General features: G+C 66.0%; 13 protein-coding genes and 3 pseudogenes. 5 read left to right on the top strand and 11 right to left on the bottom strand.

Going from position 1 to position 25,328, the window contains the following annotated elements; genetic code table 11:
• Window positions 1–13: 13 nt before the first annotated feature.
• Complete coding sequence (locus BO221_RS29370; protein WP_073563982.1) at window positions 14–1,666, bottom strand: lipase family protein; 1,653 nt, start codon at window positions 1,664–1,666, stop codon at window positions 14–16.
• A 301-nt stretch (window positions 1,667–1,967) separates the two neighbouring features.
• Here BO221_RS29370 and BO221_RS29365 point away from each other — a divergent pair, with 301 nt between their 5' ends.
• Together BO221_RS29365 and BO221_RS29360 are read left to right on the top strand one after the other, a co-directional pair.
• Complete coding sequence (locus BO221_RS29365; RefSeq protein ID WP_073563980.1) at window positions 1,968–3,191, top strand: hypothetical protein; 1,224 nt, start codon at window positions 1,968–1,970, stop codon at window positions 3,189–3,191.
• Between the two features lie 95 nt (window positions 3,192–3,286).
• Window positions 3,287–3,550 carry an SDR family NAD(P)-dependent oxidoreductase gene (locus BO221_RS29360; protein WP_304528728.1) on the top strand — a complete coding sequence of 88 codons (264 nt, stop codon included), beginning with the start codon at window positions 3,287–3,289 and terminating at the stop codon, window positions 3,548–3,550.
• A gap of 17 nt (window positions 3,551–3,567) precedes the next feature.
• Here BO221_RS29360 and BO221_RS29355 read toward each other — a convergent pair whose 3' ends face one another.
• Window positions 3,568–5,160, bottom strand: a complete 1,593-nt coding sequence (locus tag BO221_RS29355; protein ID WP_083681522.1) for a cache domain-containing protein — start codon at window positions 5,158–5,160, stop codon at window positions 3,568–3,570.
• A 31-nt stretch (window positions 5,161–5,191) separates the two neighbouring features.
• Window positions 5,192–9,235, bottom strand: a complete 4,044-nt coding sequence (locus BO221_RS29350; RefSeq protein ID WP_073563976.1) for a protein kinase — start codon at window positions 9,233–9,235, stop codon at window positions 5,192–5,194.
• A gap of 257 nt (window positions 9,236–9,492) precedes the next feature.
• On the opposite strand from BO221_RS29350, the gene BO221_RS54075 reads away from it, so the two are divergent.
• Window positions 9,493–11,667, top strand: a complete 2,175-nt coding sequence (locus tag BO221_RS54075) for a DNA/RNA non-specific endonuclease (protein ID WP_073563974.1) — start codon at window positions 9,493–9,495, stop codon at window positions 11,665–11,667.
• A 700-nt stretch (window positions 11,668–12,367) separates the two neighbouring features.
• On the opposite strand, the gene BO221_RS52865 is transcribed toward BO221_RS54075, so the two are convergent.
• Complete coding sequence (locus BO221_RS52865; RefSeq protein ID WP_143195755.1) at window positions 12,368–13,558, bottom strand: lysozyme; 1,191 nt, start codon at window positions 13,556–13,558, stop codon at window positions 12,368–12,370.
• 429 nt (window positions 13,559–13,987) lie between these two features.
• Between BO221_RS52865 and BO221_RS29335 the strand changes: the two genes are divergently transcribed.
• On the top strand, window positions 13,988–14,716 hold the full coding sequence (locus BO221_RS29335; protein ID WP_233166301.1) for a peptidoglycan-binding protein: 729 nt from the start codon (window positions 13,988–13,990) through the stop codon (window positions 14,714–14,716).
• Between the two features lie 78 nt (window positions 14,717–14,794).
• Here the strand turns inward: BO221_RS29335 and BO221_RS29330 are convergent, their stop codons facing one another.
• Genes BO221_RS29330 through BO221_RS52860 form a run of 3 tightly spaced genes read right to left on the bottom strand, consistent with a single transcriptional unit; the run spans window position 14,795 to window position 17,152 of the window.
• Window positions 14,795–16,291 carry an IS66 family transposase gene (locus tag BO221_RS29330; protein WP_143195195.1) on the bottom strand — a complete coding sequence of 499 codons (1,497 nt, stop codon included), beginning with the start codon at window positions 16,289–16,291 and terminating at the stop codon, window positions 14,795–14,797.
• Window positions 16,292–16,346: 55 nt separating this feature from the next.
• Window positions 16,347–16,745 (bottom strand): IS66 family insertion sequence element accessory protein TnpB, encoded by a 399-nt coding sequence (tnpB, locus tag BO221_RS29325; RefSeq protein WP_083680609.1) that lies wholly within the window; start codon window positions 16,743–16,745, stop codon window positions 16,347–16,349.
• Window positions 16,742–17,152: a helix-turn-helix transcriptional regulator gene (locus BO221_RS52860; RefSeq protein ID WP_073558437.1), complete on the bottom strand. Its 411-nt coding sequence runs from the start codon at window positions 17,150–17,152 to the stop codon at window positions 16,742–16,744. Before BO221_RS52860 ends, tnpB begins: the two co-directional genes overlap by 4 nt.
• 9 nt (window positions 17,153–17,161) lie before the next feature.
• Here BO221_RS52860 and BO221_RS29315 point away from each other — a divergent pair.
• A pseudogene (locus BO221_RS29315) lies at window positions 17,162–17,884 on the top strand (transposase); the annotation flags it as partial.
• Between the two features lie 13 nt (window positions 17,885–17,897).
• On the opposite strand, the pseudogene BO221_RS29310 reads toward BO221_RS29315, so the two are convergent.
• From BO221_RS29310 to BO221_RS29295, 4 genes and pseudogenes are all read right to left on the bottom strand, one after another.
• Window positions 17,898–18,125: pseudogene (locus BO221_RS29310) on the bottom strand (ISAzo13 family transposase); the annotation flags it as partial.
• 149 nt (window positions 18,126–18,274) lie between these two features.
• Window positions 18,275–18,622 (bottom strand): annotated as a pseudogene (locus tag BO221_RS29305) (IS3 family transposase); the annotation flags it as partial.
• A gap of 200 nt (window positions 18,623–18,822) precedes the next feature.
• Complete coding sequence (locus BO221_RS55005) at window positions 18,823–18,990, bottom strand: hypothetical protein (RefSeq protein WP_158079932.1); 168 nt, start codon at window positions 18,988–18,990, stop codon at window positions 18,823–18,825.
• Between the two features lie 690 nt (window positions 18,991–19,680).
• A complete protein-coding gene (locus BO221_RS29295) occupies window positions 19,681–25,218 on the bottom strand; it encodes a caspase family protein (RefSeq protein ID WP_073563968.1) in 5,538 nt (1,845 codons plus the stop codon).
• Window positions 25,219–25,328: the final 110 nt, after the last annotated feature.

Below are 25,328 nucleotides of genomic sequence, written 5' to 3'. Positions count from 1 at the left end.
CACGCAGGTTGCCCTACTGGATGCACTCATTGAGTGCCGCGTTCAGGATGAAGGTGTTGAAGTCCAGGGCGGGATTGCGAGCCAGCTCCGCCAGCATGAGGGCGAAGGACAGGTGCTTGCCCACCTCACCGAACTGAGCGCGCACCAACTGCACGTTCGCGGCCAGGGTGTTGGGCGCCGCCGCTAGCGCGACGGCGGCCGTGCTGCCCATGCGGTTGCTGGCGGTCAGGATGCTCGCCGACCGGGTCGCCACCTTCGAGTCACGAATGAAGGTCTTGTATGCCCCGGAATCTCCCAGGACGGTGGCGATGGCGCCCAGGTAGCGAAGCACGTCTCCATCCAGGCCGGTCAGCATGCCATTGAGGACGCCCGCGCCCTGAATCGATGGCTCGGCCTGGTACATCGCGCGGAAGCTGTCGTAGACCTTCCAGGGAAAATCCACGTGATTCTTGTTGGGCCCGGGGACGTTGTGCAGGGCATCACCCCATTGAGTGGCCTTGCGGTGGAGCCTTTCCCGGACATTCATGGGCTCGTGGTAGGCGAGGGGGACCGGGTTGAAGGTGTTTTCCCCCGTGATGTAGACCTCCGAGCCCACGTGGTGGCCGCGCTTGTCTTGCGTGATGGGATCCTGGCTGAGCACCACCCGGCGGCAGAAAATCTTGGAGTTGAACTGTCTGTGGAAGCTCTTGCCGCCAGCGACCGGCGCGCTGAAGGTGATGAGTTTCAGGTTGCGCCAGGGCCAGGTGGGAAGATTGCCCGGCAGGTTGACTCCATCGGGTCCGTGGGTGGTTCCCAGGACCATGGCCGTGGCGAACTGGGTGGCCAGCGCGCCTCCGAGGCTGTGCCCCGTGACGTAGATGTTGGAGGGGGGCGCCCCGTTCTGCCCGTGGATGTGTTGCAGGATGGTGAGGATGGAGGGGATGCAGGTCTTCACGGACCGGCTGAACCCGCGGCATACGGAGCCATGGACACTGAAGCAGTTGTCCTGGACCATCGTGTTGAAGTCCATGTCCGTCACCCAGTCCGGGTTGCCCTTCCCCACGAGTCCATGGGTCAGCGCGCGAGCCCCCGACCCACTGCGGCTGCCTCGGAAGGTGATGTGGACGTCGTAGGTCGCCCCGTGATGCCGCTCGAGCACGCATCCCATCAGACTCCAGACGTTCGGCGAGCCGTTGAGGGTGCCCGTTCCCCCCTCGAAGGCATAGAGCCGGTCCACACCACCGCCGGCGATTCCCACAGGCCTGGCCACGGCTGGCTGGATGACAGCGGCCGCCGTGGCGTTGTTCGGGTTGCCAGCTCCCGCTTGATACGAGCACATGGCCACCGAGGCGATGCGATCGGTGATGTAGGTGGGCAGCTTGTAGCAAAGCCAGCTGCCAGGCTCCGGACTGCAGAAGGCGATCCGCCAGGGGTGGAGCCGATCGTATCGGCCGATGATGGGATCCAGGGTGTTGTTGACGGCCCATCCGTGGGTGTTGCCGGGCCCATGATAGGCGTTGTTTCCCAGGAAGAGAGTGCGGACCTGGGTCATGAAGTTGTCGCGCCGGCTCGAGCCCTTCATCGAGAGGCGTTCATAGTAGGGATCGAATGGCCAGATGAGGCTCTGGGTGTACTGGTGGTAGGCCAGGATGCACAGGTCCAGGTGGTAGATCAGCTCGTGGTACATGGGTCCCTTTCAATTGGCCTGAGCCACGCCGCTCGACCTTCCAGGTGGTCCGCTCTCGAGACGCGAGCCGTGACTGTGGGTGGACGGAGAGTATGAGCCCAGCCCGTCTTTTCAGAAAGAGCCCTCCTACGAAGACCTTGCCCTCCGCGGGACCCATCGGAGGGGAGCCCCTCTGCCACATGTGGGATGCCCTATACTCTCCGCAATGCTTCCCGTGCTGGCGTTCGGACTCGCAGTGGCCCTCGGTTCTTCAGCCCCCCAACCAGGGCCGAAGCCGCTGACATTCGAGGAGATGGTGGCGATGCCGGTCACCTTCGAGGGCCGGAACATGATTCCCCTGCCGCCCAAGGTGCCCCGCCGGGCGCTGCGCTTCGAGTCCGCCCCGGAGAACCGCGGCCCCGCCAGCACGCTGCCGTGGGTGAATCTGCCCGGGGACACGGACGGTGGCCGGCGCACTCCCTGGGCGGTGCTGCTCGGCGAGATGCTCTTCCACGCGCCCCGGGTGCTCGGGCCTCTGAGTGTGCGGATGGGCGTGTCCTGCCACTCGTGCCACCCCCACGGCGCCACCAATCCCACCGTCTACACCGAGCACTCGTACATGGTGCCCGGGAGCATCGACCTCACCGTCTCGTACTTCTCGCCCACCGGGGATGACGGCATCCTCAACGCGCACGTGGTGCCCACGCTGCGAGGCATCCGGTTCACCGCGCCGTACCCGCTCGATGGCCGCACGTACAGCCTGCGCGAGCAGGTGCGCAACGTCATCGTCGGCGAGTTCGCCGTACCCGAGGTGCCCGGCCACCTCATGGACGCGCTCGTTGCCTTCCTCAACCAGTTGGATCCGCTGCCCAACCCGAAGCTCGGCCCTCGTGGGAGGCTCGCCCCCGGCGCGAGCGAGGCCGCCCAGCGTGGCGAGGCCGCGTTCTTCCTCCCGCGCCCAGCGCTGGACGGGGACTCGTGCGCCACCTGCCACCCACCGGAGCAGGGCTTCACGGATGGCAAGGTGCATGTGCTCGGCAGCCAGCGTGAGCGCTACGACACCCCGGCGCTCCTGGGTCTCGTCCACACGCCGCCGTACCTCCACGACGCCCGGGCACGCACCATTCCCGAGGCGCTCGTCGAGGTGGACAAGATGCTCGGCCTCGGGCTCTCCGCGGACGAGCGGAAAGACCTCACCGCCTACCTGGAGACCATTGGCGACGAGGCGGACCCCTACGAGCCCGACCGGCGAGATCGCCGGGTGGCCCTCTCGCTGTCCTTCGTCGACCTGGTGTTGGAGGGGCCCTACTCGGAGGACCCGCTCGTCTGGAGGCTCACGCTGGAGACGGTGATGCGTGAGCTGGAGGACGAGCTGAAGGGAACACGTTCGCTCGAGCCCTTCCTCGCGGCGGCGCGTCCAGCCTTCACCCGTCCACCCAACGATGAGGATCGCAAGGCGCTGCGAACGGCACGCAAGGCCCTGCTGGACGCCACCCGCCGCTCCACCCGGAAGGCTCCAGCCTCCGCGCGCACCAACCCTCCCTGAGCCGGGAGCGCGTCGTGGTGGAGCCATTCATGGTGGCGTGACCACCGGCAACGCTGCTCACACCGTCTTCACGTCCCTGGCGCGCGACCTCTGGAGTGCCTTCATGGTATCTGGCGAAGGAGCTGGCTCCGCGCGGCATCACCGTCAACGTGGTCGCGCCCGGCGCCATCGAGACGGACTTCTTGGGTGGTGCGGTGCGCGACAATCCCGCTCTCAACCGGGCGGTGGCAGAGAACACCGCGCTCGGCCGGACCGGCGTTCCCGAGGACATCGGTCCCATGATCGCCGCGCTGCTGTCCGATGCGAACCGGTGGGTGACCGCGCAGCGCATCGAGGTCTCGGGAGGCATGTACCTCTGATTCCGGCGTCTCCAGGCTCAGCCAGTTCGTGGAACCGGGTACCCGCCAAGATTCAACCCCGGGTGCTCCGCGTGCTGCTCCTGGTCAAGGCGCTTCGTGCTCGCCTGGAACGCCTCTGCTTCCTGCCGGCGGCGGGTGATGTCACGGATGACAATCAGCCCGAGAATGGTCTGCCCGGCGGCATCCCTGACGGGAGCCCCGTTGCTGCTGAGCAGGAGTTCTCTGCCATCAAGGCTGCGGAGGCGCATCTTCGCGCCGGTGAAGGTCTCACCCGCCAGCGCCCGGACGATGGGCAACTCTTTCGCTTCCATCGGCTGGCCCGCCGGATGCCGGATGTCGTAGCGCTGGAGGTACTCGGGCAAGGACATGTTCAGCCCGGAGGTGCCCCGCAGTCCCAGCAGCCGGAATCCCGCGGGGTTCGTGCCGATCACCCGCCCATCCAGGCTGGCGAGGAAGATGGCATCCGGCACGCTGGCGATGATGGCCGCGAGCTGGAGGGCCTGTTCCTCGGCCTCTTTGTACAGGGCCTTCACCTCCACCTCTCGCCGTGCCACTTCGGCCGCCATTCCGCGGAAGGCCGAGCCGAGCTCCTCCAACTCATCACCCGTGTGGATGTCCACGGGCGGCTCCCTCTCTCCATGTGTCAGTGCCTGAGCGGCCGCCTGGAGTTGCTGGACCGGGCGGGCATAGGAGCGAGCCAGCTTCAGGGCCAACAGGCTGTTCAACAGGAGGATGCCCGCGAAGGCGCCGAGCTGGAGGCGCAGCCGCGCGAAGAGAGGCGCCAGCGCGACGTCTCGAGGAATGGAGATCCCGACAGCCCATGGGTATCGCGGGACGGGAGCGAAGGCGCCCAGGTTCTCGCCACCGGTGAGGGGGTTGGTGAACTGGGCCGCCTGGGGCGAGAGCTCGGTCAGCGCCTTCTGGAGGGCGTCGAGATGGGTGAAGGTCCCACTCTGCTGATAGGACAGATGGGAAGCCCCGGTATGGAAGGCCAGCCGGCTGTTCGAATCGGCCAGGAAGATCGTCTGCATCGGTTGAAGGTGGGCGTCGACGAACCGGTGCGCGAGCTGGTCGGAGCGGATCATGATGTTGACGACCCCGATGGGGCGCCCCTCCGGGCCACGGATGGGGATGCTTGCAACCACTCCCGTGTGTTTGAGCCGCTTGAGCTCCAGCGCCTTGGAGATGACGGGAGCATTGGTCTCCATCACCTTCCGGAAGTACTCGCGGTCGCCGATATGGAGCCTGGGGGTCGCGGGCTGATTGGGATCCCCCCACCCGCGGTTGCTGCCTTTGGCATCGTAGACGGCAATGGAGTCATACAGGGGGTAATGCTTGACCATCTCCTGGAGGTGAGGATCCAGCACACGGGGATCCATGGTCTGCATCAGCGGATCTTGAGCCACGGCCCAACCGAAGCCGATGGCATTGTCGAAGGTCTCGGCGATCTGCACGGAGACAGACCGGGCCGTCATCGCCTGCGTTTCCAGGATGGTCTTCTCGGTGCGTCGCAGATCGCTCAGGAAGCTGGCGATCAGCAGGACCAGGACTGGCAGGAGGACGATGATGAATGCCATCAGTAGCTTGGCATGGATGCGCAATCGAGGCATGGCTGCTCGGGTGGAGAGGGTTTTGCCGGCTCTAGGGCCTCCTCGAATCTTCAATGTGAAACATATCCCTGGGATTGCGCACCCGCATCAGCCGTCCTCTTGACTGTCGTGCGAGTTGCTCGAAGGTCAGCGCCCCCTGCTCGCGAGCCACCGCGAGAGCCCGCTGGAAGCTGGCCTCCGCCTCTTGCTCGCGGCCGAGCGCATGCAAGCTCTCGCCCCTCAGCCGATGGATCACCGATTCGTAGAAGCGCTCGCTCCCCAATCGGGCCAAGGCCTGGTCGGCTACCTCCAACGCCTGCCGGGGCCGCTGCTGCCACAGGTGGATCTCCGCCAGCATTCCGAGGTTGTGGTGGTTCTCGCCGGCCCGGATGCCGGAGGCCCGCCACTGCTCGAGCCCTTGCCGCATGAGTGCGAGCCCCTGCAGGGACCAACCCAGCCCGGCCAGGGCCCAGCTCCGCAAGAGCACCGCCCAGCTCTGCCACAACCGGAAGCGGTGCTCGCTGGCAAGTGCCAGGCAGCGCTCCGCCAGCTCCAGCGTGTCGGCCACATCCCCCCGGTACTGGCAGCCCAGGGCCACGAAATGGAGGGCGAAGGCGGAGGTGTGGAGGTGGCCGATCCGCCCGGCCAGTTCCAGCGCCTCTTCACCCCAGGCGCGGGCCCCCTCCAGCTCGCCTACGAAGGTGAGGATGACCGAGCCGTGGGCCAGCGCCGCCACCCTCGGATCCACCCAGTGCCGGTGTGCCAGGGCCCGGTGCTTTTCATAAGTGAAGCGCGAGCATTCGAGTGCTCTCTGAGCATGGTCCCGTGCGGAGCGGCCCTGCCCGCGGGTAAGGGCCACCACGGACTCCATCCAGTACCCCAGGGCGAGCAGCTCACGGGGCCGCGGACCCTGGCCCACCAGCCGCGCGGCCAGCTGATGAGCCAGGTGCAGCTCTCCGCGTGCCATGTGGAAGGTGAAGGGTCCCCAGTAGGACAGCTCCAGCCGCGGCAGCGCCTCGCCCACCTCATCGAACAGCACCCGTGCGCGTGCGTAGGCATGTTCGGCCGCTGGGGACTGATAGCCCTGCAGTTGGACCAGGGGAATGCCTAGCATCAACAGGAGGTGCAATTCCTGTCCCTTGTGTTGGTGCGCGTCTGGCAGGCCACGCAGCAGCGTCAGCGCCTGGGTGAGGTGGCCGATGGCCTCCTGATAAGCCGAGCGCTGGCTGGCATGCTCTCCCGCGCGGGCCCACCAGGTGATGGCTCGCGGGTGATCTCCGGCCTCGGTGTAGTGATGCGCCAGCAACTCGGGCTGGGACTCCGCTATCTCCGGACAGCGCTCCGCCAGCACCTCGGCGATGCGCTGGTGGTACTCGCGCCGGGTGCTACGCGGCAGGGACTGCCAGGCTGCCTCCTGGATGAGGGCATGCCGGAACCGGTACTCCGCTGGCCCGGTGCCTGGGTCCTCCTGCTGCAGGATGCCCGCCGCCACCAGGCTCTCCAGGTCACGGCTCCTCGCTGCCTCGGACTGCTCTATCAAGGCGTCCAGCAGCGGGCTCGAGATGCTTCGTCCGATCACGGCGCAGAGCTGTGCCAGCCCCTTCTGTCGCGGAGGCAGCGCGTCCAGGCGCGCCAGCAGCAACTCGTGCAGGCTCAGGGGAATGGAGGCAGGCAGCACTCCAGAGATCTGTTGTTCCATCACCATGCGCGTCAACTCTTCCGCGAAGAGCGGAACGCCCTCCGTCCGCTTCACGAGCTGCTGAACGATTTCTGGCGCCAGGGGATGGTTCCGCGCCATCTGCCGTACCAGCGCTTCGGAGTGCTCCTCCGGCAGCCGGTGCAGCGTCAAGATGTGGCAGCCAGACTGCTGCAACGACGGGTAACGCAGCTCGGGGCGGGAGCTGAGCAGCAAGAGCACCTGGGACTGTTTCACCGGCTCGAGCAGCCAGGTCAGGAGCTCCAGGGTGGAGGGATCGACCCAGTGCAGGTTCTCCACGATGGCCACGATGGGCCGCTCACGAGCCAGGCCCCTCAGCAGCGCGGTCAGCGCCTCGAAGACCAGCGACTTCTGCCGCTCGGGCGTGAGCTGAGGGAAGGGCAGCTCCTCCACGGGCGGCAGGGATAGAAGCGAGGAGAGCGCCTGCAACTGCTCTTCCGAGAGGCCATACCCATGCAGCCGCGGCTTCAATGTGAAGAGTGTGGAGGGGGAGCTGCCCTCCGGAAGGGCTTCCTGGAGCAGGCGCCGGAGCACCTCGATGATGGGGTACAAAGGGCTGGAGGTGAACTGGGCGTCGCATTGGGCATTCAAGCGGCAGTCCGCCGAGGATGCCGCCCGGACGAGCACTTCATGGATGAGGCGGGACTTGCCCAGGCCCGCTTCTCCGTAGAGAAGCACGGCGGTGCCGTGCCCCCGCCGGGCGCTCTCCCACAGGCGGAGCACCTCCCGCAGTTCCTGTTCCCGCCCGACCAGCGGTGTCAGCCCGAAGGCCGCACGCGTTCGTTCGAAGCGGGACTGCGCCTCGCGCTCGCCGAGCACCTGGTAGACCCGCACCGAGCGGGTGGCCGGCAGCCCCACCGGCGCCTGTGTTCCGAGATCTTCCAGCTCGAAGGCACCGCGCACCAGGGTGTGGGTGGCTTCGGTGAGGAGCACCGTGCCTGGCCTGGCCTGCCGGGCCAGCCACGCGGTCACTTCGGGGGCCTCTCCCGCGAGGACAGGCGCGCTCGAGCCCAGCGCCTGAGGGCTCTCGTGCAGCGTCACTGTGTCCGTGTGGATGCCCACCGCCACGGAGAGCCCTGGTGGGGGGAGGCGCCGCAGGGTCTGCTGAAGCAGCTGAGGGAAGCTCTTGCTCAGGAGCATTCCCGCCTGGACGGCATGCTTGGAATCATCCTCGTGGGCCTGGGGATAGCCAAAGCAAGCCAATACCTGGGCCCCGAGGGTCAGGGTGACCGAGCCGCCACAGCGGCCGAGGAACTCGGCGCAGGCCCCGTGGAAGGCGGCCTCCAGCTCATCGCGCTCCTCGGGCTCGGGCAGCTCCGGGAGGCCAACAGGCATGCAGCACACCAGCGTCACCTGCCGGCGTTGGGGTGAGCTGGGGCGCGCTGGCTTGTCGTGCAGCCCGAGGTGCTCCCCCAGCTCGAGCAGTTCCTCCAGCAACTCCTGGCCGGAGGGGATGCGCCGGGCCGGGTCCTTGGCCAACGCCGAGGCGAGCAGAGGCTCCACCTCTGGTGCCAGCTCCGGGCAGCGCTCACGTGCCGAGGGCATCGGCTCTGGCGAAAGTACCCGGGCGCGGAGCTGCTCGATGCTCGGGCCCGTCACCGGCAGCGCTCCGGTCAGCAACTCATAGAGCAGCACTCCCGCGGCCCAGATGTCCGCGCGCTGATCCTGCGGCTCGCCGCGCCACTGCTCCGGTGACATGTACGCGGGGGTGCCGGCAGTGGGCAGGCTGGGCATTGGCGAGGCGCTCACCACCAGGTGGGCCAGACCGAAATCCAGCAACTTCACCTTGCCTTCGCGAGTGATGAAGACATTGGCGGGTTTGAGATCCCGGTGGACGAGGTGCCGCCGGTGCGCATGAGCCAGACCGGCGGCCACCGCTTCCATGATCTCCATCGCCCGCTTCATTCCCGGCCGGCCCCGGTGCAGCAACTTCGCCAGCGACTCGCCTTGCAGGTACTCCATCACCAGGAAGGGCACCTGGAGCTCGCCACTCTCGACATTCCACTCGGCCACATCGAAGAGCTTGACGATGTTCTCATGGTTCAGCCGGGCGACGGCCCGTGCCTCCTGCTGGAGCAGGTCGAAGGCCGCACGGCCGGGTGGTCCGGTACGGGGCTGGAGAAACTTGAGCGCCACGATCCGTTGCAGCGCCGCATCCCAGGCCCGGTACACCTTGCCCATGGCTCCGCCGCCGAGTGCCTGCTGAATCTCGAACCGGTGGCCATCGGGTCCCCCCAGCCGTTCCCCTGGCACCGGGTTGGGCAGCCAGCTCTCCGCGCGCAATACCTCCGCCAGGAAAGAGTCCCCGAAATCCGAATCGTCTTGCGGCGATTCCGGCTGGGACCGCACCTGGAAGGGGTGACTCCCTTTATCCTGCATGGCCTGGCCTCGTGCCCATCCAATGACGAATGTGCACGGCCTCTCCGGGGAGCAACGCACTCCCTGCCGCCCGCGCCAGCAGCTCGTACCGGCCGGCGGTGGGATGCACGCCGGGCCGGCCGGCATCCGTCACAGAACGAACCGCGCCCCCCTACCTCCCTAGGGTCAACACAAGCCGAGGTTCCCGCCCTCTGCCAGGAGTTGGGGGGACGCGGGCCATTCCCTTCCACCCGTTGGAGAGCTGGAGGCTCCTGACCATGAAAACTCGAGACCGAATCGCGGAGGCGACTCGCCGGCGCCTTCAACAGGCCGCATCGCAGCGCAAGCTCGTGCTGAAGGCCATTCGCGAGGGCCATCCGCTGGACGCGGAGACGGACGAGGACCGTAAGCTCAAGCGCATCCAGGCCATCACTGGCATGGACTCCGAGGCCGCCAGGCGCATCATCCAGGGCGAGGACCTCCAGGTCTTCGGCCTCACGGGCGAGGCCCGCGCCGGGGCCGAGCGCATCCTGGGGAAGAAGACGGACTTCATGGGCGTGTCGTGGATCGACTCGGCGCGCGGGGGCGCCAACGCCGTGGGCCGCGTCGTCGAGGGCACCTTGAAGCCCCTGGGCTCGGGCGTCCTCATCTCCCACCGGCTCTTCCTCACCAACAACCACCTCATCGAAGACGCCCAGGCCGCCCGCGAGCTGTTCGTGGAGCTCGACTACGAGCTGGATGCCAATGGCCAGCCCCGCCCCCTCACGCGCTATACCTTCGACCCGGACTCGTTCTTCCTGACGAGCCCCCAGGACGATCTCGACTTCACCATTGTGGCGCTCGGCAAGCGGGTGCTCGGCAGGCGCGAGGTCTCCGAGTTCGGCTACTGCCCGCTGTTCGCCACCGCTGACAGGCACCTGCTCGGCGAGTTCGTCAACATCGTCCAGCACCCCGAAGGGGACTACAAACAGGTCGTCATCCGCGAGAACCGCCTCGTCACGCGGCTCGACACCGTCCTGCATTACATGGCCGATACGTTGCCGGGCTCCTCGGGCTCGCCCGTCTTCAACGACCAATGGGCGCTGGTGGCGCTCCACCACTGGGGCACGCCCTTCCGCGAGGTCACCCTCCCCACGGGCGCCCGAATCCGCAAGGACCTGAACGAGGGCATCCGCATCAGCGCCATCGTCCGCACATTGCAGGACATGATGCAGGACAGGAGCCCTGAAGAGCGCCGGTTGCTCCAGCCCGCCCTGCGCAGCCCGGGCCGCGGAGGTGTCCGCAGGGCCGCCGCCACCGGGCCGTCGGAACGCACGGGCGTGGCTCCGGGCGCAGCGAAATCCCCGGGCCCGGCAACTCGCCTCCAACCGGACGGCGCCGTCACCTGGACGATTCCGCTCGAGCTCTCCATGCGGCTGGGCGCGAGCCCGCCTGTGGGAATCGCCTCGCGGCCGCCGGCACCCGGGCCGAAGCCGCGCCCCACCTCGCGCGACGCGGACGGCGCGGGCGAGGCCCTCGTCCGCATCGACACGAACTACGCGAACCGCCGCGGCTATGACCCGGACTTCCTCAAGGGCTTCCACGTCGAGCTGCCACGGCTCAGCGCCGCGATGCGCAAGCAGGCCGCGCGCAAGCTTCGGGCCGCCAAGGGCGAGGACCCCTTCGAACTCAAGTACCAGCACTTCTCCGTCGTGATGAACGCGAAGAGGCGCATGGCGTTCTTCACGGCGTGCAACATCGACGGCTCCACCTGGGTCAACATCAACCGTGCCAGCGGCGAGCCGCGGGAGGCCGCGGAAGCCGCCGAGGTCTGGTTCGAGGATCCACGCATCTCGCCGGACGCGCAGAGCAACCAGGACCTGTACGACCGCCAGCGGCCGCGCACCTTCGACCGGGGCCACCTCGTGCGCAGGCAGGACCCTACCTGGGGCACGAGCACCCGCGCCCAGCGCGCCAACGCCGATACCTTTCACTTCACCAACTGCACGCCGCAGGTGTCCCGCTTCAATCAGCGTGCGCAATACTGGCAGGGCATCGAGCGGTGGCTGCTCGAGGACAACGCGGTCGCGGACCGGGAGCGCATCATCGTCTTCACCGGGCCCGTGTTCGGAGGCGATGACCCCAAGTACCGCTCCGTGCAGGTGCCGCGGTCCTTCTGGAAGATCGTCGTCTTCGTCCAGGGCGATCAACTGCGAGCCACCGCCGTCAGGGCCAGTCAGGAGGCGCTGCTCCCGCGCCGGCTCCCCGAGAGGATGGGCGAGAGTCTGGATGGCGGAGCGGAGGACCTCAGCGACACCACGGAGATCCACGAGTACCGGAGCACTGTGGCGGAGATCGAACGGCTCACGGGCCTGAACTTCGGCCCGCTGCGCCGCCACGACACGAACGCGGGGAACAGCGAGTCGCGCAGCCGCGAACGGGAGCTCCACGGCTTCGACGAGCTGGGCCTGTAGGGCGGCTCGCTCCCCGCCCGCTGCACGTACGCATGTACTCCAAGGGGGAGCTGTGGGGCCTCTCCTCCGGCCTGGCGCACTGCTCGGGCGGGGCTCCCGTCATCGGCCCTCCTCGGCCCCTCTGCTCCAGCCCTCACCACCCCACAGTCCTTCCATCCCCTTCCTATTCCCGGGCCTCCGCGCATCAAGCCCCACGACACCGAGCCTCTCCCTTTCGGGTGGTGCTCGCCGGGGCCACGCTCGCCGCCGGATTCTCCGCCAACATCGCGTCCGTCTGCCTGGGACTCCTGCTCTCCTCCTGACGACAGGATGTGATCGAACTGCTGCGCGCGGGGCAGGACAGCGGCGAGTTGGAGTACATCCTCGCCCAGCTCCTCAACTCGCCGGAAGCGGTCCGAGGCGCGGCGCAGGGCGTATCAGGAGAACCTCCTGCGGACGCTCGAGGCATCCGGGGCGCAGGGCCGGAGGGTGGCGGCGCCCCTCCGCCAGGCCAGCGGAAGTCAATCCGTTCAGTGGGGAGGTTCCGGTGGCGATGGGGAGCAACTGGTCCGATTGTCGGACCAGTCGGCACGCCGCGCGGCCGGAAGGCGCCCCTGCCTGGAGGGCGATGGCCGGATCGTCTCGCCGGCCTGAAAAACAAAAGGCCCCAGGTTCCGGAGAACCTGGGGCCCTTGCAGCGCACTTGCAGAACACTCGGGTTCTACAAGCCCGGCTGCGCGCCGGAAGCCTTGACCACATGGGGCTTCTTCGGGGGAACAGGCTTGACGGGTGTCGCGAACAGGCGCCCCTCCGCCTTCCGGCGGCGGACGAGCCCCGGGAGAACCCGGCCACCCGCCTTGACCCACTTCATCATCTGACGCGGCACGTCGCGGTAGCGGCGCGCGCGCAGCGCGTCTCGGAGCCCGCTCTTCTGCTTCATCCAGTTGGGGCCGAGATTGTACGTGAAGCTCACGAGGGCATCGAACTGGTTCTGGTTCAACGGGACGCCGATGCCATGCACCGCCGCCACCATCCTCCGCGCGTCGCTCTGCAAGAGCGCGTACGCCCGATCGCGCGTGATGCCCTTCTTGAACTCCGCCGGCTCGCGCCCGTTGCACCGTCCCCTGTGGACCAGGTGTCCGATGCCGATCGTGCAGTGCCCCGCGGGATCGTTGTACAGCTTCTGCCTGATCCCCTCGAAGCGGGCGATGAACTGCGCTCCTCGCTTGCTCAGCCGGAGCTTTCGCGGCGCGGCCGCGGCCACGCGCTTGCCACTCGCGGCCCTCAGTGAGGGCGAAGTGATCCCCTCGGCCGCGAGCTCCTCATCCCCGAGGTCCTCGTCCTCATCGAGCGACTCGGCCGCGAGCTCCTCATCCCCGAAGTCCTCGTCCTCATCGAGCGACTCGGCCGCGAGCTCCTCATCCCCGAGGTCCTCGTCCTCATCGAGCGACTCGGCCGCGAGCTCCTCATCCCCGAAGTCCTCGTCCTCATCGAGCGACTCGGCCTCGAGCTCCCCGGAGGAGTCGCCGTCCGGCTTCGGCTCTTCCGGCTCGGGCATCTCGTCCTCGGCCTCCAAAGGGGGCGCCTCGCCGTCTGGCTTCGCCTTATCGAAGGCCAGCTCGATATTGAGGCCAATGACGCAGCTCCCTTCCATCCCCTTGCGCATCCTCATCTGGATGCCCTCGAAGCGTGAGGGGAACCGCGCTTCCGGTCCCGTCGGTTGCTCCTCTCGCGAAGAGCCCACCCCATCCGTCTCCGGAGGAGTCTCATCGATGTCCGGGTTGGAGTCGCCGCGCGGCTCGGCTTCGCGCTTCATCCCCACCTCTGGCTCGTCGAGGAGCTTCGTGTCGTTCGACAACTCGCCGTCTTCGACAGGGGTCCGTACCTCCGACTTGTTCCTTGGCTCATTCATGGCAGCCTCCTGTTGCGCTCGTGTGACGTTATCGACGGGTCCCTCTTTCCTTTTCATTGCTGGCCATGCCGCTGGCCAGAGCCTCATCCCTGCTTGTTCGCCGCGGCATCAGAACTGCCCCGTCCAGAAGATGGAGTCCCGCGCGTGCTGATGTGACACGGAGACTCGCTCCCCGCGGCGTCGTGGTCAGTGCGTCACAGAACGCAAGCTGGCCACTCACCCCTGACCAAGGCACCCCGCGGAAGTCACGGTGCCAGAAAGGAAGGTGTCGAGCCCAAGTGAACGACCACCCAGCAACCGCCCCCTGAGCGATGCACGGGGAGCATGAAGCATGGGAGACCGATCATGATACGCACGGCCAAGAACATCCGAATCACTGAGAAGAGCAGGGCGCGACCGGCGAATATCTCTGGTCGCAAGACACGTCAGGTGGCAAGCCCCGCGGGTTTCCGCAAGGCGGAGGCGGGCGAGCAGCTCCTGACCCGAGGAGGCGCAAGGCCCCTCAAGGAATCCATCTCGAAGAGCACCGGCGTACTGCGTGGCACCCTCCTGCCCGCGGGGAACATGAAGCGGGGCGTCAGGGGCCCAGCGGTGAGGCGGCTCCAGGGTGCACTGGTGAAGCTGCGCCTCATGACGCAGGAACAGGTGAACAAGGGCCCAGGCTCCTTCGGGCCGATAACGCAGGCGGCACTCGCGAAGTTCCAGGCGAAGCACGGCATGACTCCCACGGGTGCCTACGAGACGGCGACGCGCATGGCCTTCATGCGACTGGGCGCGCGAATCGCCAGACCTCCGCCCCCCAGCAAACCGCCTCCCGTCACCTTCTCGCCGCCGCGCGGGCTGGCCGCCATCAAGGCCACCTTCGGCGTGGCGGGCAAGAACATGGTGACGGCGCGGTTGCCGCTGGGTGAGGGCGGCAAGGTGGTGCGCGTCACGCTGCACAGGAAGATGCTTCGGTTGATGCAGGCCTGCCTGGCGGACGCCCGGAGGAAGGGACTGCTCAAGCACATCAAGAGCTTCCAGGGCATGTACCCGGGTTTCGTGCGCAACAAGCGCGGCCCGAACGGCAAGGAGTTGCGGCCGCCGCGGCCCTCGGTGCACTGTAAATGCTCGCCGAGCCCCGTGGTCGAGGAGCTTGACGACGAGCGCGGGGCATGAGGGAGCGCTCACCGCGGTGCGACAGCCAGCGCGGCGCCCGGTCAGCTCAAGACAGGTGGGAATGAGTGCCGTGGCGAGTCAGCCCGCAGCGGACTGCGCGAGCTGGTTGGGCAGGGGAATCGCTTCCCCGCGCAGGGCCGCCAGCGCGGCCTCTCGCAGGTAGCGCTTGGGGTCCACCCCGCCCAGCTTCGCCGTCTCCATCAGGCTGTAGTAGAGGGCCGCCACCTCGGTGCCACGCCGGCTCCGGCTGCCGTAGTGGTTCTTGCGCCCCAGCGCCAGCCCGCGCATGGCGCGCTCGGTGGCCCCATTGTCCAGCGGCACCCGCGGGTCCGTCAGAAACCGCGTCAGCCCCGTCCACCGGTTGCTCATGTATTTGATTGCCTGGCCCAGCGCCGACTGGGGCAATGCGCGCTGCTCGCACGCCCACTGGTGCAGCCGCTCGATGATGGTACGACTCTTGTGCTGTCGCAGCTCCAGCAGGCGCTCCAGGCTCTCGGGTCCCTCCTTGTACTCGCGCTCCACTGCGTACAGCCCGGCAATCATCTCCAGAGCCTCTTCGGCCTGGGGGAAGGCCTCCACGCACTCCACGTACTTGCGCCGCGCGTGCATCCAGCAGTTCACCAGGGTCAGCTTCCCCCCGGAGCCCGCGGCGGCGCTCTCGTAGGTGCTCAGCCCATCCACCATGAGGATTCCGCCATAATCCTGGAGCATGTTGCGCGCGGCCTCGGTGTCCCGGCCCTCCTGTATCCGGTACACCACTGCGTCGGGGGCGCACAGCGCCCAGGCGTGCCAGCGCGTCTGGCTCTTGCTGCCCAGCAGCGGCCAGCGCGTCTCGTCTCCCCCCAGAATCTCGCGCGTCAGCAGCGCCGCGTGCAGCGCCTCGTGCGCGGGCGACAGCAACCGCGCCAGCGCGTCAATCTGGTCCCAGAGTGTCTGGCTGTCCACCACCAGCCCCTCGCGCTCCATGCTTCCCACCTGCCGCTCCAGGGGCATGTGGTCGAGGTACTTGGCCACGGCCACCTCCACGGCGAAGTCCACGGAGTAGCGCCCACCGGCCTGGAGCTTGGGCGGGCCCAGGGCCGTCTCCACGCACCCGCCGCAGCCGCAGCGATACTTCTGGCGCTTGTGGCGGCGCAGCACGAAGCGCCGCTCCACCACGTCCACCTCCTCGGCCTCCTCGTAGCAGCCCTTCATCTGCGCCAGCGCCCCGCCGCACTTGGGACACTGCTTGTCGGGCTCCTCCAGCGTGTGTTCCACCTCCAGCGTCGGCAGCGTGGGCTGGGCGCGCGGGCCGTGGCCGTGCGTGGGCGGCTCGGGTTTGTTCCCCTCGTCCTGCTCGCGCTGGGGGCGCTTCTCGCTGGAGCGGCCAAACAGCTCGCCGGTGCGCTGCGCGAGCTGCCGCTCCAACTCCTGCAAACGCAGCTGCAACTCCTCGGCGTCCTTGCCCTGGGCGCTCATCAGCTTGCGCGTGAGCTCCACCACGCGCGCCACCAGGCGTCTGTTTTCCGCCTCCAACAGGAGGGCCGCCTGGCGCAGCCTCTCCACGTCCTTCTCCGTCGTAAGCTGGAAGCTCATGCGCGGGTAGTGCCATGCCAGCACCCGCCCGCGCAAGTAGTGCGCGCGGCATGACTCACGAAGTCACCGCCCCAGCGTCCTCCGGCTGGAAGAGCGGCGCCAGCGTGTACGGCGCGGGCGACAGCGGCGCTCGTCCCACCAGCTCGCTGCCCTCCAGAAACAGGGCCAACTCCGACACCGTCAGCACCAGCGGCGGCTTGTCGCTCTCTGGCTGCCACAGCGGCGCGAAGCGTCCTTTCTCCAGCCGCTTGGCGTACAGGCACAGCCCGGTGCCGTCCCAGAAGAGCGCCTTGGCCCTCTTCCTGTCCCGTCCCACGAAGAGGAAGACGTCGCCCGAGAGGAAGTCGCGGCCCAGTGCCTGCGTCACCAGCCCGCTCAGCGCGTCGTAGCTCTTGCGCATGTCGCACGGCTGCCCGTAGGCGTACACCGCGAGCCTGCGCGTGGAGCCAATCACAGCAGCCCTCGCAGCAACCTCACCGCGTCCTCAACGCACAGGCCCTCTACCCGTACTCCTCCGGGCCCGTGCGCCACCAGCCCTCCTCTTCTGGCCTCGGGGCGCGCGTCCTTCACCTCCACGGGGACCAGCGCTGCCCTCGCGGGCTCCTCATGAGTGGCACGGCGAGCTGCGCTGCCCCAGCGGCTGAGCGTCCAACTGCTCACGCCCAACTCCTTCGCCGCTTCCTCCCTGCTCGCCCCCTGTTGCTGGCGCGCTCGCATGTACGCCACCGCTTCCTGTCTCTGCTCCTGCGTGTAGCGCGTACGCGGGCCCACTTCGCCCCGCTCGAGTACCTGCCGCCGGAACTTCTCCGCCTGCTCCTTCATTTCCATCGCTTCCTCCTCCTTCACGGGGGCGACGGACATGCTCACGCCTCTGCTCTCGCGTCACGACGGGCTCGGGCGAGGATTTACATTGCGCCCGAGGTGAGGGTGACGATTCTGGCCGACCGGGGCTTCGCTGACCAGAAACTCTATGCCCTGCTCGAGCAGTTGCGCTTTTCGTACGTGGTGCGCTTCCGCCAGCGAATCATCGTCACCAGCGCGCAGGGAGAGCGCCGGACAGCAGCGGAGTGGGTGCCCACCTCAGGCCACCTGCGCAAGCTCAAGGGAGCACGCGTCACGGCCGATGAGGTGGAAGTCGCCGCGGTGGTATGCGTGAAGAAGAAGGGCATGAAGGAGCCCTGGTGTCTGGCAACCAGCCTGGGGGAGAGCTCCGGAGCCCAGGTGGTGACGCTCTACAGCGGGAGATTCACCATCGAGGAGAGTTTCAGGGATGTGAAGGATTTGCGCTTTGGCATGGGCCTGTCTTCCTTCCGAATCGCGGAGACGGACAGGCGTGACAGGCTGCTGCTACTGAGCGCCTTCGCGTGTGCCCTGCTGACGCTGCTGGGGGCTGCTGGCGAGAGCCTCGGTATGGAGCGCCACCTCAAAGCCAACACCTCCAAGAAGCGCACCTACTCCCTCTTCCGCCAGGGCTGCATGTACTACCAGGCTCTGCCCAATATGCCCGAAGCCCAGTTGCGGCCTCTCATTGAACGCTTCGCCCAACTCGTCTGTGAACAGCTCGTTTTCCGTGAAGCTTTCGGCCTTATATGAGGGGATGCCTCAGGGGACGACCAGCTCCAGACCCACGCACACGCCCGGTCGCCGCCACGCCCCGCTTCAATTCCTTGCGGCCGACACGGATCGTCGCACGGGCCAGGCCTGTCGCCGCCGAAACAATCGCATCACCACCGTAGCCAATGGCTTGAGACTCTGCGGCTGCCCAAAGACGACGAGCGCGCTCGTCAAGCACAAGAGAGATGGCCTCGTACTTCGTCCGGATGGTGGCTTCCAACGCAGTGTTTCGCTTCATACGAGACGCAGATTACGATATTGTGAAGTTGGCAATATAATTTACGCCAGCCGCCTAAGCGCCCGGACATGAATGTTGTACACCTGCGACATGGGGCCCCTGGGCTTGCCCTGGTTACGTGGGCAGTAGGATTAAGATGCCGACTTCTGCGGTAAGGCCGCAAGCTCAAAATCCACTGGACTGACGTAGCCCAGCGAAGAGTGCCGCCTCTGGCGATTGTAGAAGATCTGAATGTACTCGAAGAGTGCTGTGCGATCCTGCTCGTGCGTGACGAAGTCGGCGTCGTGGACGAGTTCCATCTTCAGGCTGCTGAAGAAGCTCTCGGCAACGGCGTTGTCCCAGCAGTTGCCCTTGCGCGACATGCTGCACTGGATGCCACGAGCAGCCAGAGGCTTCTGGTAGTCCTCGCTGGCGTACTGACTGCCCCGGTCCGAGTGGTGCAGTAAGCCTCGCCCTGGCTGCCGGCCCTTGAGGGCCATGGCAACCCGTGCTTGCGCATGAACGCCGACTGCGTGCCTCCTTCCTCCTCCCAGGCTCGCACCACCTGCGCTGCTATCTCCGGTGTCCATCGGGGCCGTCGCGCTGCTTCCAACCACGCTGGCTCCGCCTTCGTCGTCGCTGTGTTCGTCGTCATCGCGCCGCGCACTCTGCGGCTTCTCGAGCACCAGTACTACCTGGGCTAGATCGGAGGCTTACTCTCCAGGTACTCCTGCCACAGCAACTGCTTCGTAACTCCCTTCTTCTTGAGTTCCGCGTGGATGCGCGCCCAGTCCGGCTCCGGGCGCTCCGCCGCGGCCTTGCTGTCACCGGGGAACAGCAGTGCCGTCAGCGCATTGTCATCATTCATCTTCGGCGGCAGTGGCCACGGCAGCTTAGCTGCCCGTGCTCTCCCCAGGTAGTCGCATACCGTGCCGTTGCCGACATTCAGGCTCGCCGCTATCGCTCGCGTCGACAATCTGGCCTCGAACCTCAAGCGGAACAACTCTCACAGCTTCCGCATGGATAGTCTCTCTGCCGCCATCTCCACCTCCTTGAAGGGAGGCCGGAGAGGCCAGTTGCTGCCCAGCACCGTTGACGCTCCGCCCAGCTCCTCAGCAGGCCCTCGCGCCCCAGTCAAGGAGGTGCTCGGTATGCCCGGAACAGGTGCTCACCTTGCTCCGGAATGGGTGCCCACCTTGGCCCGGAATCGGTGCTCAAGATCGCCCGGTGCACGCATCTTTTCAGGACGCACGCAACCGCAGACTCCACCGGCGCACTCCTCCCCCTCTCAACTTCTCGGCCGAAACCATCGCAGGGAGTGAGCTTGAAGTCATGCAACTCCCGGCGACCCATGACCAGGAATCCGCGCTTCCTGGTGACCATCAACAAAGGCTCCTTGACCGGGAGGTTGGTGGTAAGGAGGCGCGCGCAAGCTCTCCGTGAGGTGAGTTAGCTTGTCGAGCCTCGGGTCGGCCAGCCCGATGATGCGGACATCTCCGGCCGGACGCGTCATCCCGGCATCTTGAGGCTATTGCCCAGGGACCATTGGTCGCTGCGATCAGGGAATCCGACCATGGGATTGCTCGCAATGTTCATAGCCTTGGCGTGCCTTATCAGGAGATTCGAAGAGGTAGCTCACGCGTTCGTTGGTGGAAAGGCACGCTGTCGTCGCATTTAAAAAAGATGTGAGTAGCGGGAGGGGTTCCACAGGCAAGATGTCAACTAGCCCATGCGGACTCAGCGCTATGAGGCCCGAGCCGTCTGGAAGGAATAATGCACGTCCTGCTTTTTGCAGGATGAGGGGGCGGATTTGTTCGTCCACATGCCAGATGCGAGCGGTCTCATCCATGGAGGCAGTAAGGACAAGGGAGCCGGTGGGGCTGAATGCGGCGGACTCCACTTCTCCGGTGTGGCCTGTGAGGATGAAAAGCACCTGCGTGCTGTCGGTGCGCCAGATGCGAGCGGTGTTATCCAATGATGCAGTCAGGACAAGGGAATCTTTGGGACTGAAGGTGGCGGAAATCACTTCATCGGTATGGCCTGAGAGGATGAGCGGCTTTCCCGTACCGTTGGAGCGCCAGATACGAGCGGTTTTGTCCCAAGAGGCCGTGACAACGAGAGAGCCGTCGGGACTGAATGCGGCGGAATTCAGTCCTTTGTTATGGCCTGAGAGGACAATCGAGTCCCCCATACCGTTGGAGCGCCAGATACGAGCGGTTTTGTCCCAAGAGGCCGTGACAACGAGAGAGCCGTCGGGGTTGAAGGTTGCTGAGTTCACTGTATTGGTATGTCCTGAGAGGACAATCGGTTCCCCCAGACCGTCGGTATGCCAGATGCGAGCGGTTTTGTCCCAGGAGGCTGTGACAACGAGAGAGCCGTCGGGACTGAATGCGGCGGAATTCAGCCCATCGGTATGGCCTGAGAGGACGATCGGTTCCCCCATACCGTCGGTACGCCAGATGCGAGCCGTTCCGTCCACAGAGGCAGTAAGGACAAGGGCGCCGTTGGGGCTGAAGACGGCGGAAGTCACTTTATTGGTATGGCCTGAGAGGACGATCGGCTCCCCCGTACCGTCGGTATGCCAGATGCGAGCGGTGTTATCCCAATAGGCCATGAAAATGCGGGTGCCATCAGGGCTAAGGGTGGCGGTGGTTACGTCAATGGGATTGCTTTCGAGAGTGAACGGGTCCTCTGTGTTGCCGGTGTGCCAGATGCGAGCGGTGTTATCCAAAGAGGTTGTGAGAACGAAGGAGCCACCAGGGCCGAAGGTGGCGTAGTACACTGCGTTGGTATGGCCTGTGAGGATAATGAGTGGATTTTCCGTGTTGTCGGTGCGCCAGATGCGAGCGGTTCCATCCCAAGAGGCAGTGAGGACACGGGAGCCATCAGGGCTGAAGGTGGCGGAACTCACTTCATCTCTATGGCCTGAGAGGACGAGAGGTTCCTCCGTGCCGTTGAGGTGCCAGATGCGAGCGGTGTTATCCACGGAAGCCGTAAGGACGAGAGAGCCGTCAGGGCTGAAGGTGGCGGAAGTCACTGTATCTGTATGGCCTGAGAGAGTGCGAGGCTTACCCGTACCGTCGGAGCGCCAGATGCGAGCGGTGTTATCCCAAGAGGCCGTGAGGACGAGGGAGCTATCGGGACTGAAGGTGGCGGAAGTCACTTCATCTTTATGGCCTGAGAGGATGATCGGTTGCCCCGTGCCGTCGGAGCGCCATATACGAGCAGTCTTGTCCGCGGATGCCGTGAGGACGAAGGAGCCATCGGGACTGAAGGTGGCGGAATTCACTCCTTGTTTATGGCCTGAGAGGATGATCGGTTGCCCTGTACCGTCAGTGCGCCAGATGCGGGCGGTTTTATCCAAAGAGGAAGTAAGGACGAAGGAGCCATCGGGACTGAAGGTGGCGGAAGTTACTTCATCTTTATGGCCTGAGAGGATGACCGGTTTGCCCGTACCGTCGGAGCGCCAGATGCGAGCGGTTTTATCTACGGAGGCTGTGAGGACCAGGGCGCCATTCCGGCTGAATGTGGCGGAATTGACTGTGCCGGTATGGCCTGAGAGGATGATCGGTTGCCCTGTACCGTCAGTGTGCCAGATGCGAGCGGTTTTATCTGCGGAGGCTGTGAGGACCAGGGCCCCATTGGGGCTAGAGTGAGCTTTGAATACAGAGTCCCTATGCCCGGATAGGATGGCGCTGCTAATGGCGTGTCGGCTGATGGTCAAGGCAACCTGGTGCCATGGATTGTCCGGAAGTTTGAGCCGATTGTTAGCCTCAAGTAGCACAAGAAGTGCCTTGGTGGGATCCTCCTCGACGAGCCTGTCTACTTGCTTGACCAGAGCATTGGCCAGGACCAGTTCTTTTTGTTCCTGAGCTTCCCTGGCACTGGCTTCAGCCGCTTCCTGTTGCCTGCGCGCCTCTCTGGCACTTGCTTCAGCGGCATTCCTTTGTGCCAAGGCTTCCCTGGCATGAAGGTCGGCGAGTTGCTGCTGTCTCCATGCCTCCCTGAGGTTTGTTTCGGCAACCTCTTTTTGGCGCTGAGCTTCTCTGGCGCTCGCATCGGCGGTCTCCTGTTGCTTCCGAGCCTCTCTGAAGTTGGTCTCGGCGGAACCTTGTTGCTTGCGAGCTTCCAATGCGTTGGTGTCAGCGAGGAGCTGCTGTCTCCGCGCCTCCCCGGCATTAGTTTCTGCGGATTCTTGTTGCTTGCGGGCTTCCAATGCGTTGGTGTCGGCGAGTTGCTGCTGTCTCTGCGCCTCCCTGGCGTTGGCTTCGGCGGATTCTTGTTGCCTGTGAGCTTCCCTGGCGTTGGCCTCTGCGGTGTTCTTCTGCATCAGGGCTTCTCTTGCGTTGGCGTTAGCGAGTTGCTGCTGTCTCTGCGCCTCCCTGGCATTAGATTCAGCGGCTTCTTGCTGCCGCTGCGCCTCCCTGGCGTTGGTCTCGGAAGTGTTCCTCTGTGTCAGGGCTTCTCTGGCGTTGGCATCGGCGGCTCGCTGTTGCTTTCGCGCTTCCTCTAGGTTGGCCTCGGCCGCTTGTTGCTGCCGCTGGGCTTCACTGGCGTTGATGCCGGCAATTCGCTGTTGCTTCTGAGCCTCCAGGGAGTTGGCCTCGGCGGCCTGCTTCTGCCTGCGTGCCTCTTCTGCGCTGGCCTCGGCGGCGCGCTGCTGGAGTCGGGCTTCCCTGGCATTGAAGTTGGCCTTGTCTGCCTGGAAGAGGGCGGCCACCGTGAGCGCAACGAGTATCATGGCCAACGTGAGCGCGAGTGCGCCGCGACGGGTGCGCAGGATGCGCCGACGTGTCGCGCTGGCGCGGAGGAATCCACTCTCCGTGGCGTTGAGCGCCAAAGGCTCGGTGGGTTGACTCCCGGATGCGGCGGTGGGCAGTGCGAGGGGCTCGCCAGTGCCGCGCAGGGCGGTGGGCGCGATACCGAGCTGGTCCAGGCGCGCGTCCGCCCAGAGGAAGTCGCTTGCGCGCCGATGGCGGTGCCACTCGAAGGCGGCATGGGAGATACGGCGTAGCAGGAGCTGTTCTCGCTGGGCGTGGCGTGCCCAGTCATGGAGCCGGGGCCAGGCGGAGAGCAGGGCATCGTGCGCGGGCTCGACGCAAGGCCCTCCGTCGTCGCTGGCCACCACGAGACGGCTGGCCTCCAGGGTGCGCAGGACGCGTTGGACGCGGACATTCTCCTCCCGGAGCGAGTACTCCAGCTCCGAGCGTGGCACCCTGCGGCGCGCCAGCTCGCCACCTTCGGGAGACACCATGCGCAGCAGCACGTTGCGCAGGGTTTGCTGGAAGGCGGGCAGCTCCGACGGGGGAACAGGCGTCAGGGCGGGCTGGCCTTCCGTGGCGGGGAGTGGCAGCCCGGAGAAAACGAGCTCGGCCCGGCGCTGGAGTGCTCCAGCGATGCCGCCGCCAATGTGGTGGTAATCCTCGAAGCAGAGGGTGCGGTCGTCCCGGCCACTGGCCAAGTAGGCGCCGAACAGTTCACTGAGCGCCACGGAGAGAAGAGGAAGGGCGCCAGGCATTTGCTCGACATCGTCCAACAGACGCTCGACGAGGCCAGGGGAGAAGAAGAGGACACATGCCTCCGCGGGCTTCTCGATGCAGCGGCGCAGCTCGTCCCGGTTCATGGGCGGGAGATTGAGACGGGAGCCGTGCCAGAGCGCGGAGGGAAGGGCGGAGGGCTGGAGGAGGGAGAGGAAGTGGGGCTCGAAGTCCGCGCGCAGCAGCAGCAGCAGGTGGAACTGGGGGTGGGAGAGATGGAGGAGGAAGGACAGGGCGCGCAGGAAGGCGCGGCGTACGGAGTCCTCGAGGCAGATGGTGACGAGTTCCTCGAGTGGGTCGATGACGAGGAGGACGGAGCGCTCGGGGTGGCGGGAGAGATAGGCGCCGACGAACTCGGCGGCGGAGCGGGGACTCGAGGAGAGGATAGATGCCGAGGGAACGGCGGTGCCGGGAGCCAGAGAGGCAAGCCAGGAGGACAACGCCTGGATGGGTTGGCTCGATGGGCGCAGCGAGGGCGGGACGCGCCAGACGGGATCCTCGGAGAGGCGAGGAAGGAGGCCGGCATGGACGAGACTGGACTTGCCAGCTCCGGAGGGGCCGCACAACAGCAGTAGGGGTTGGTTGCTCAGGCGCTCAAGGAGGGTGTCGACGAGGCGTTCGCGGCCGAAGAAGAGGTGGCGGTGGGCGGAGGAGAAGGGGCGCAGCCCGAGGTAGGGATTGGAGTGCTGGGAGAGCGGTGCGGCGGAAGGCAGGGCGGGAAAAGCGTCGGAGAGTAGGAAAAGGAACTCGCCGCCATCGTGCCAGTCCAGGTGCCAGAGGGACGGTGTTTGCTGGCAGTGGGAAGGGACGAGGGAGAGGAGCCTGTCGCGTAGGAAGGTGTAGAGTTCGGCGGCGGTGAGCAGACCATCCTGGTTGGAGTCGGCGGGGGAGAGGGGGTGGATGCCCTGGAGGAGCGCGAGGGCGAAAGGGGAATGGAGGCCGTCACCGAGGGATTCCTGAGAGGGCTTGGTCAGGAGCCTGTCGGAGGCAAGTTCGTCGTGGGAGGTGGACAGCAGGAGCTGGAACGAGCGGCGGGAGGAGAAGTGGCGGAAGCGCTCAAGGTAGAGGGGCTGGGGGAGGGAAGGAGCGCGGATGTCGCGGGAGGGCGAGTGGGGGAATGCTCCGGCGAAGCAGCAATCGAGGATGAGCAGCAGGTGGCGGCAGGACAGTTGCCGTAGCGCGTCGCGAAGGGTGGCCATGGCCCAATAGGAGGAAATGTCATCGCGGCGGGCGTCAGAGGGCAGCAGGAAGCCAGCGAGTTGGTGTCGTTCGTCGGTATGGGCTAGGCCATGACCAGCGAAGTAGATGAGGAGCCTGTCGGGAGGCGAGGGGAGGGACGGAAGGTGGTGGGACAGCAGGCGGGAGAGTGCCGAGAGGCTCGCCTGGGAGTCGAGGAGGCGAAGCACCTCGAAGCCCTGGTGCTCGAGGGAATTGGCGACAGCGTTGGCGTCGCGCACCGCATTGTGGAGGGTCGGAATGCCGTGGGAGTAGGAGTTGATGCCGATAACGATGGCGAGGCTGTGCTTGAAGTCGGACAGTGCGGTGTTGGAGTTTCGCATCGGTGGGCAAACAGTTCGACGTGATACCAGGAATCCCACGACACAACCTGGATGTTTCCCCGGTGACTAAAAGCCTCAGTCAAATGGCAGTACAAGAAAAGAATGCTCCA

The sequence above is a fragment of the Archangium sp. Cb G35 genome, from assembly GCF_001896145.1.
In the GTDB taxonomy this organism is placed as follows: domain Bacteria; phylum Myxococcota; class Myxococcia; order Myxococcales; family Myxococcaceae; genus Archangium; species Archangium violaceum.
The sequence above is the reverse complement of the archived record's forward strand: the minus strand, read 5'-3'. Positions and strand labels throughout refer to the sequence as shown.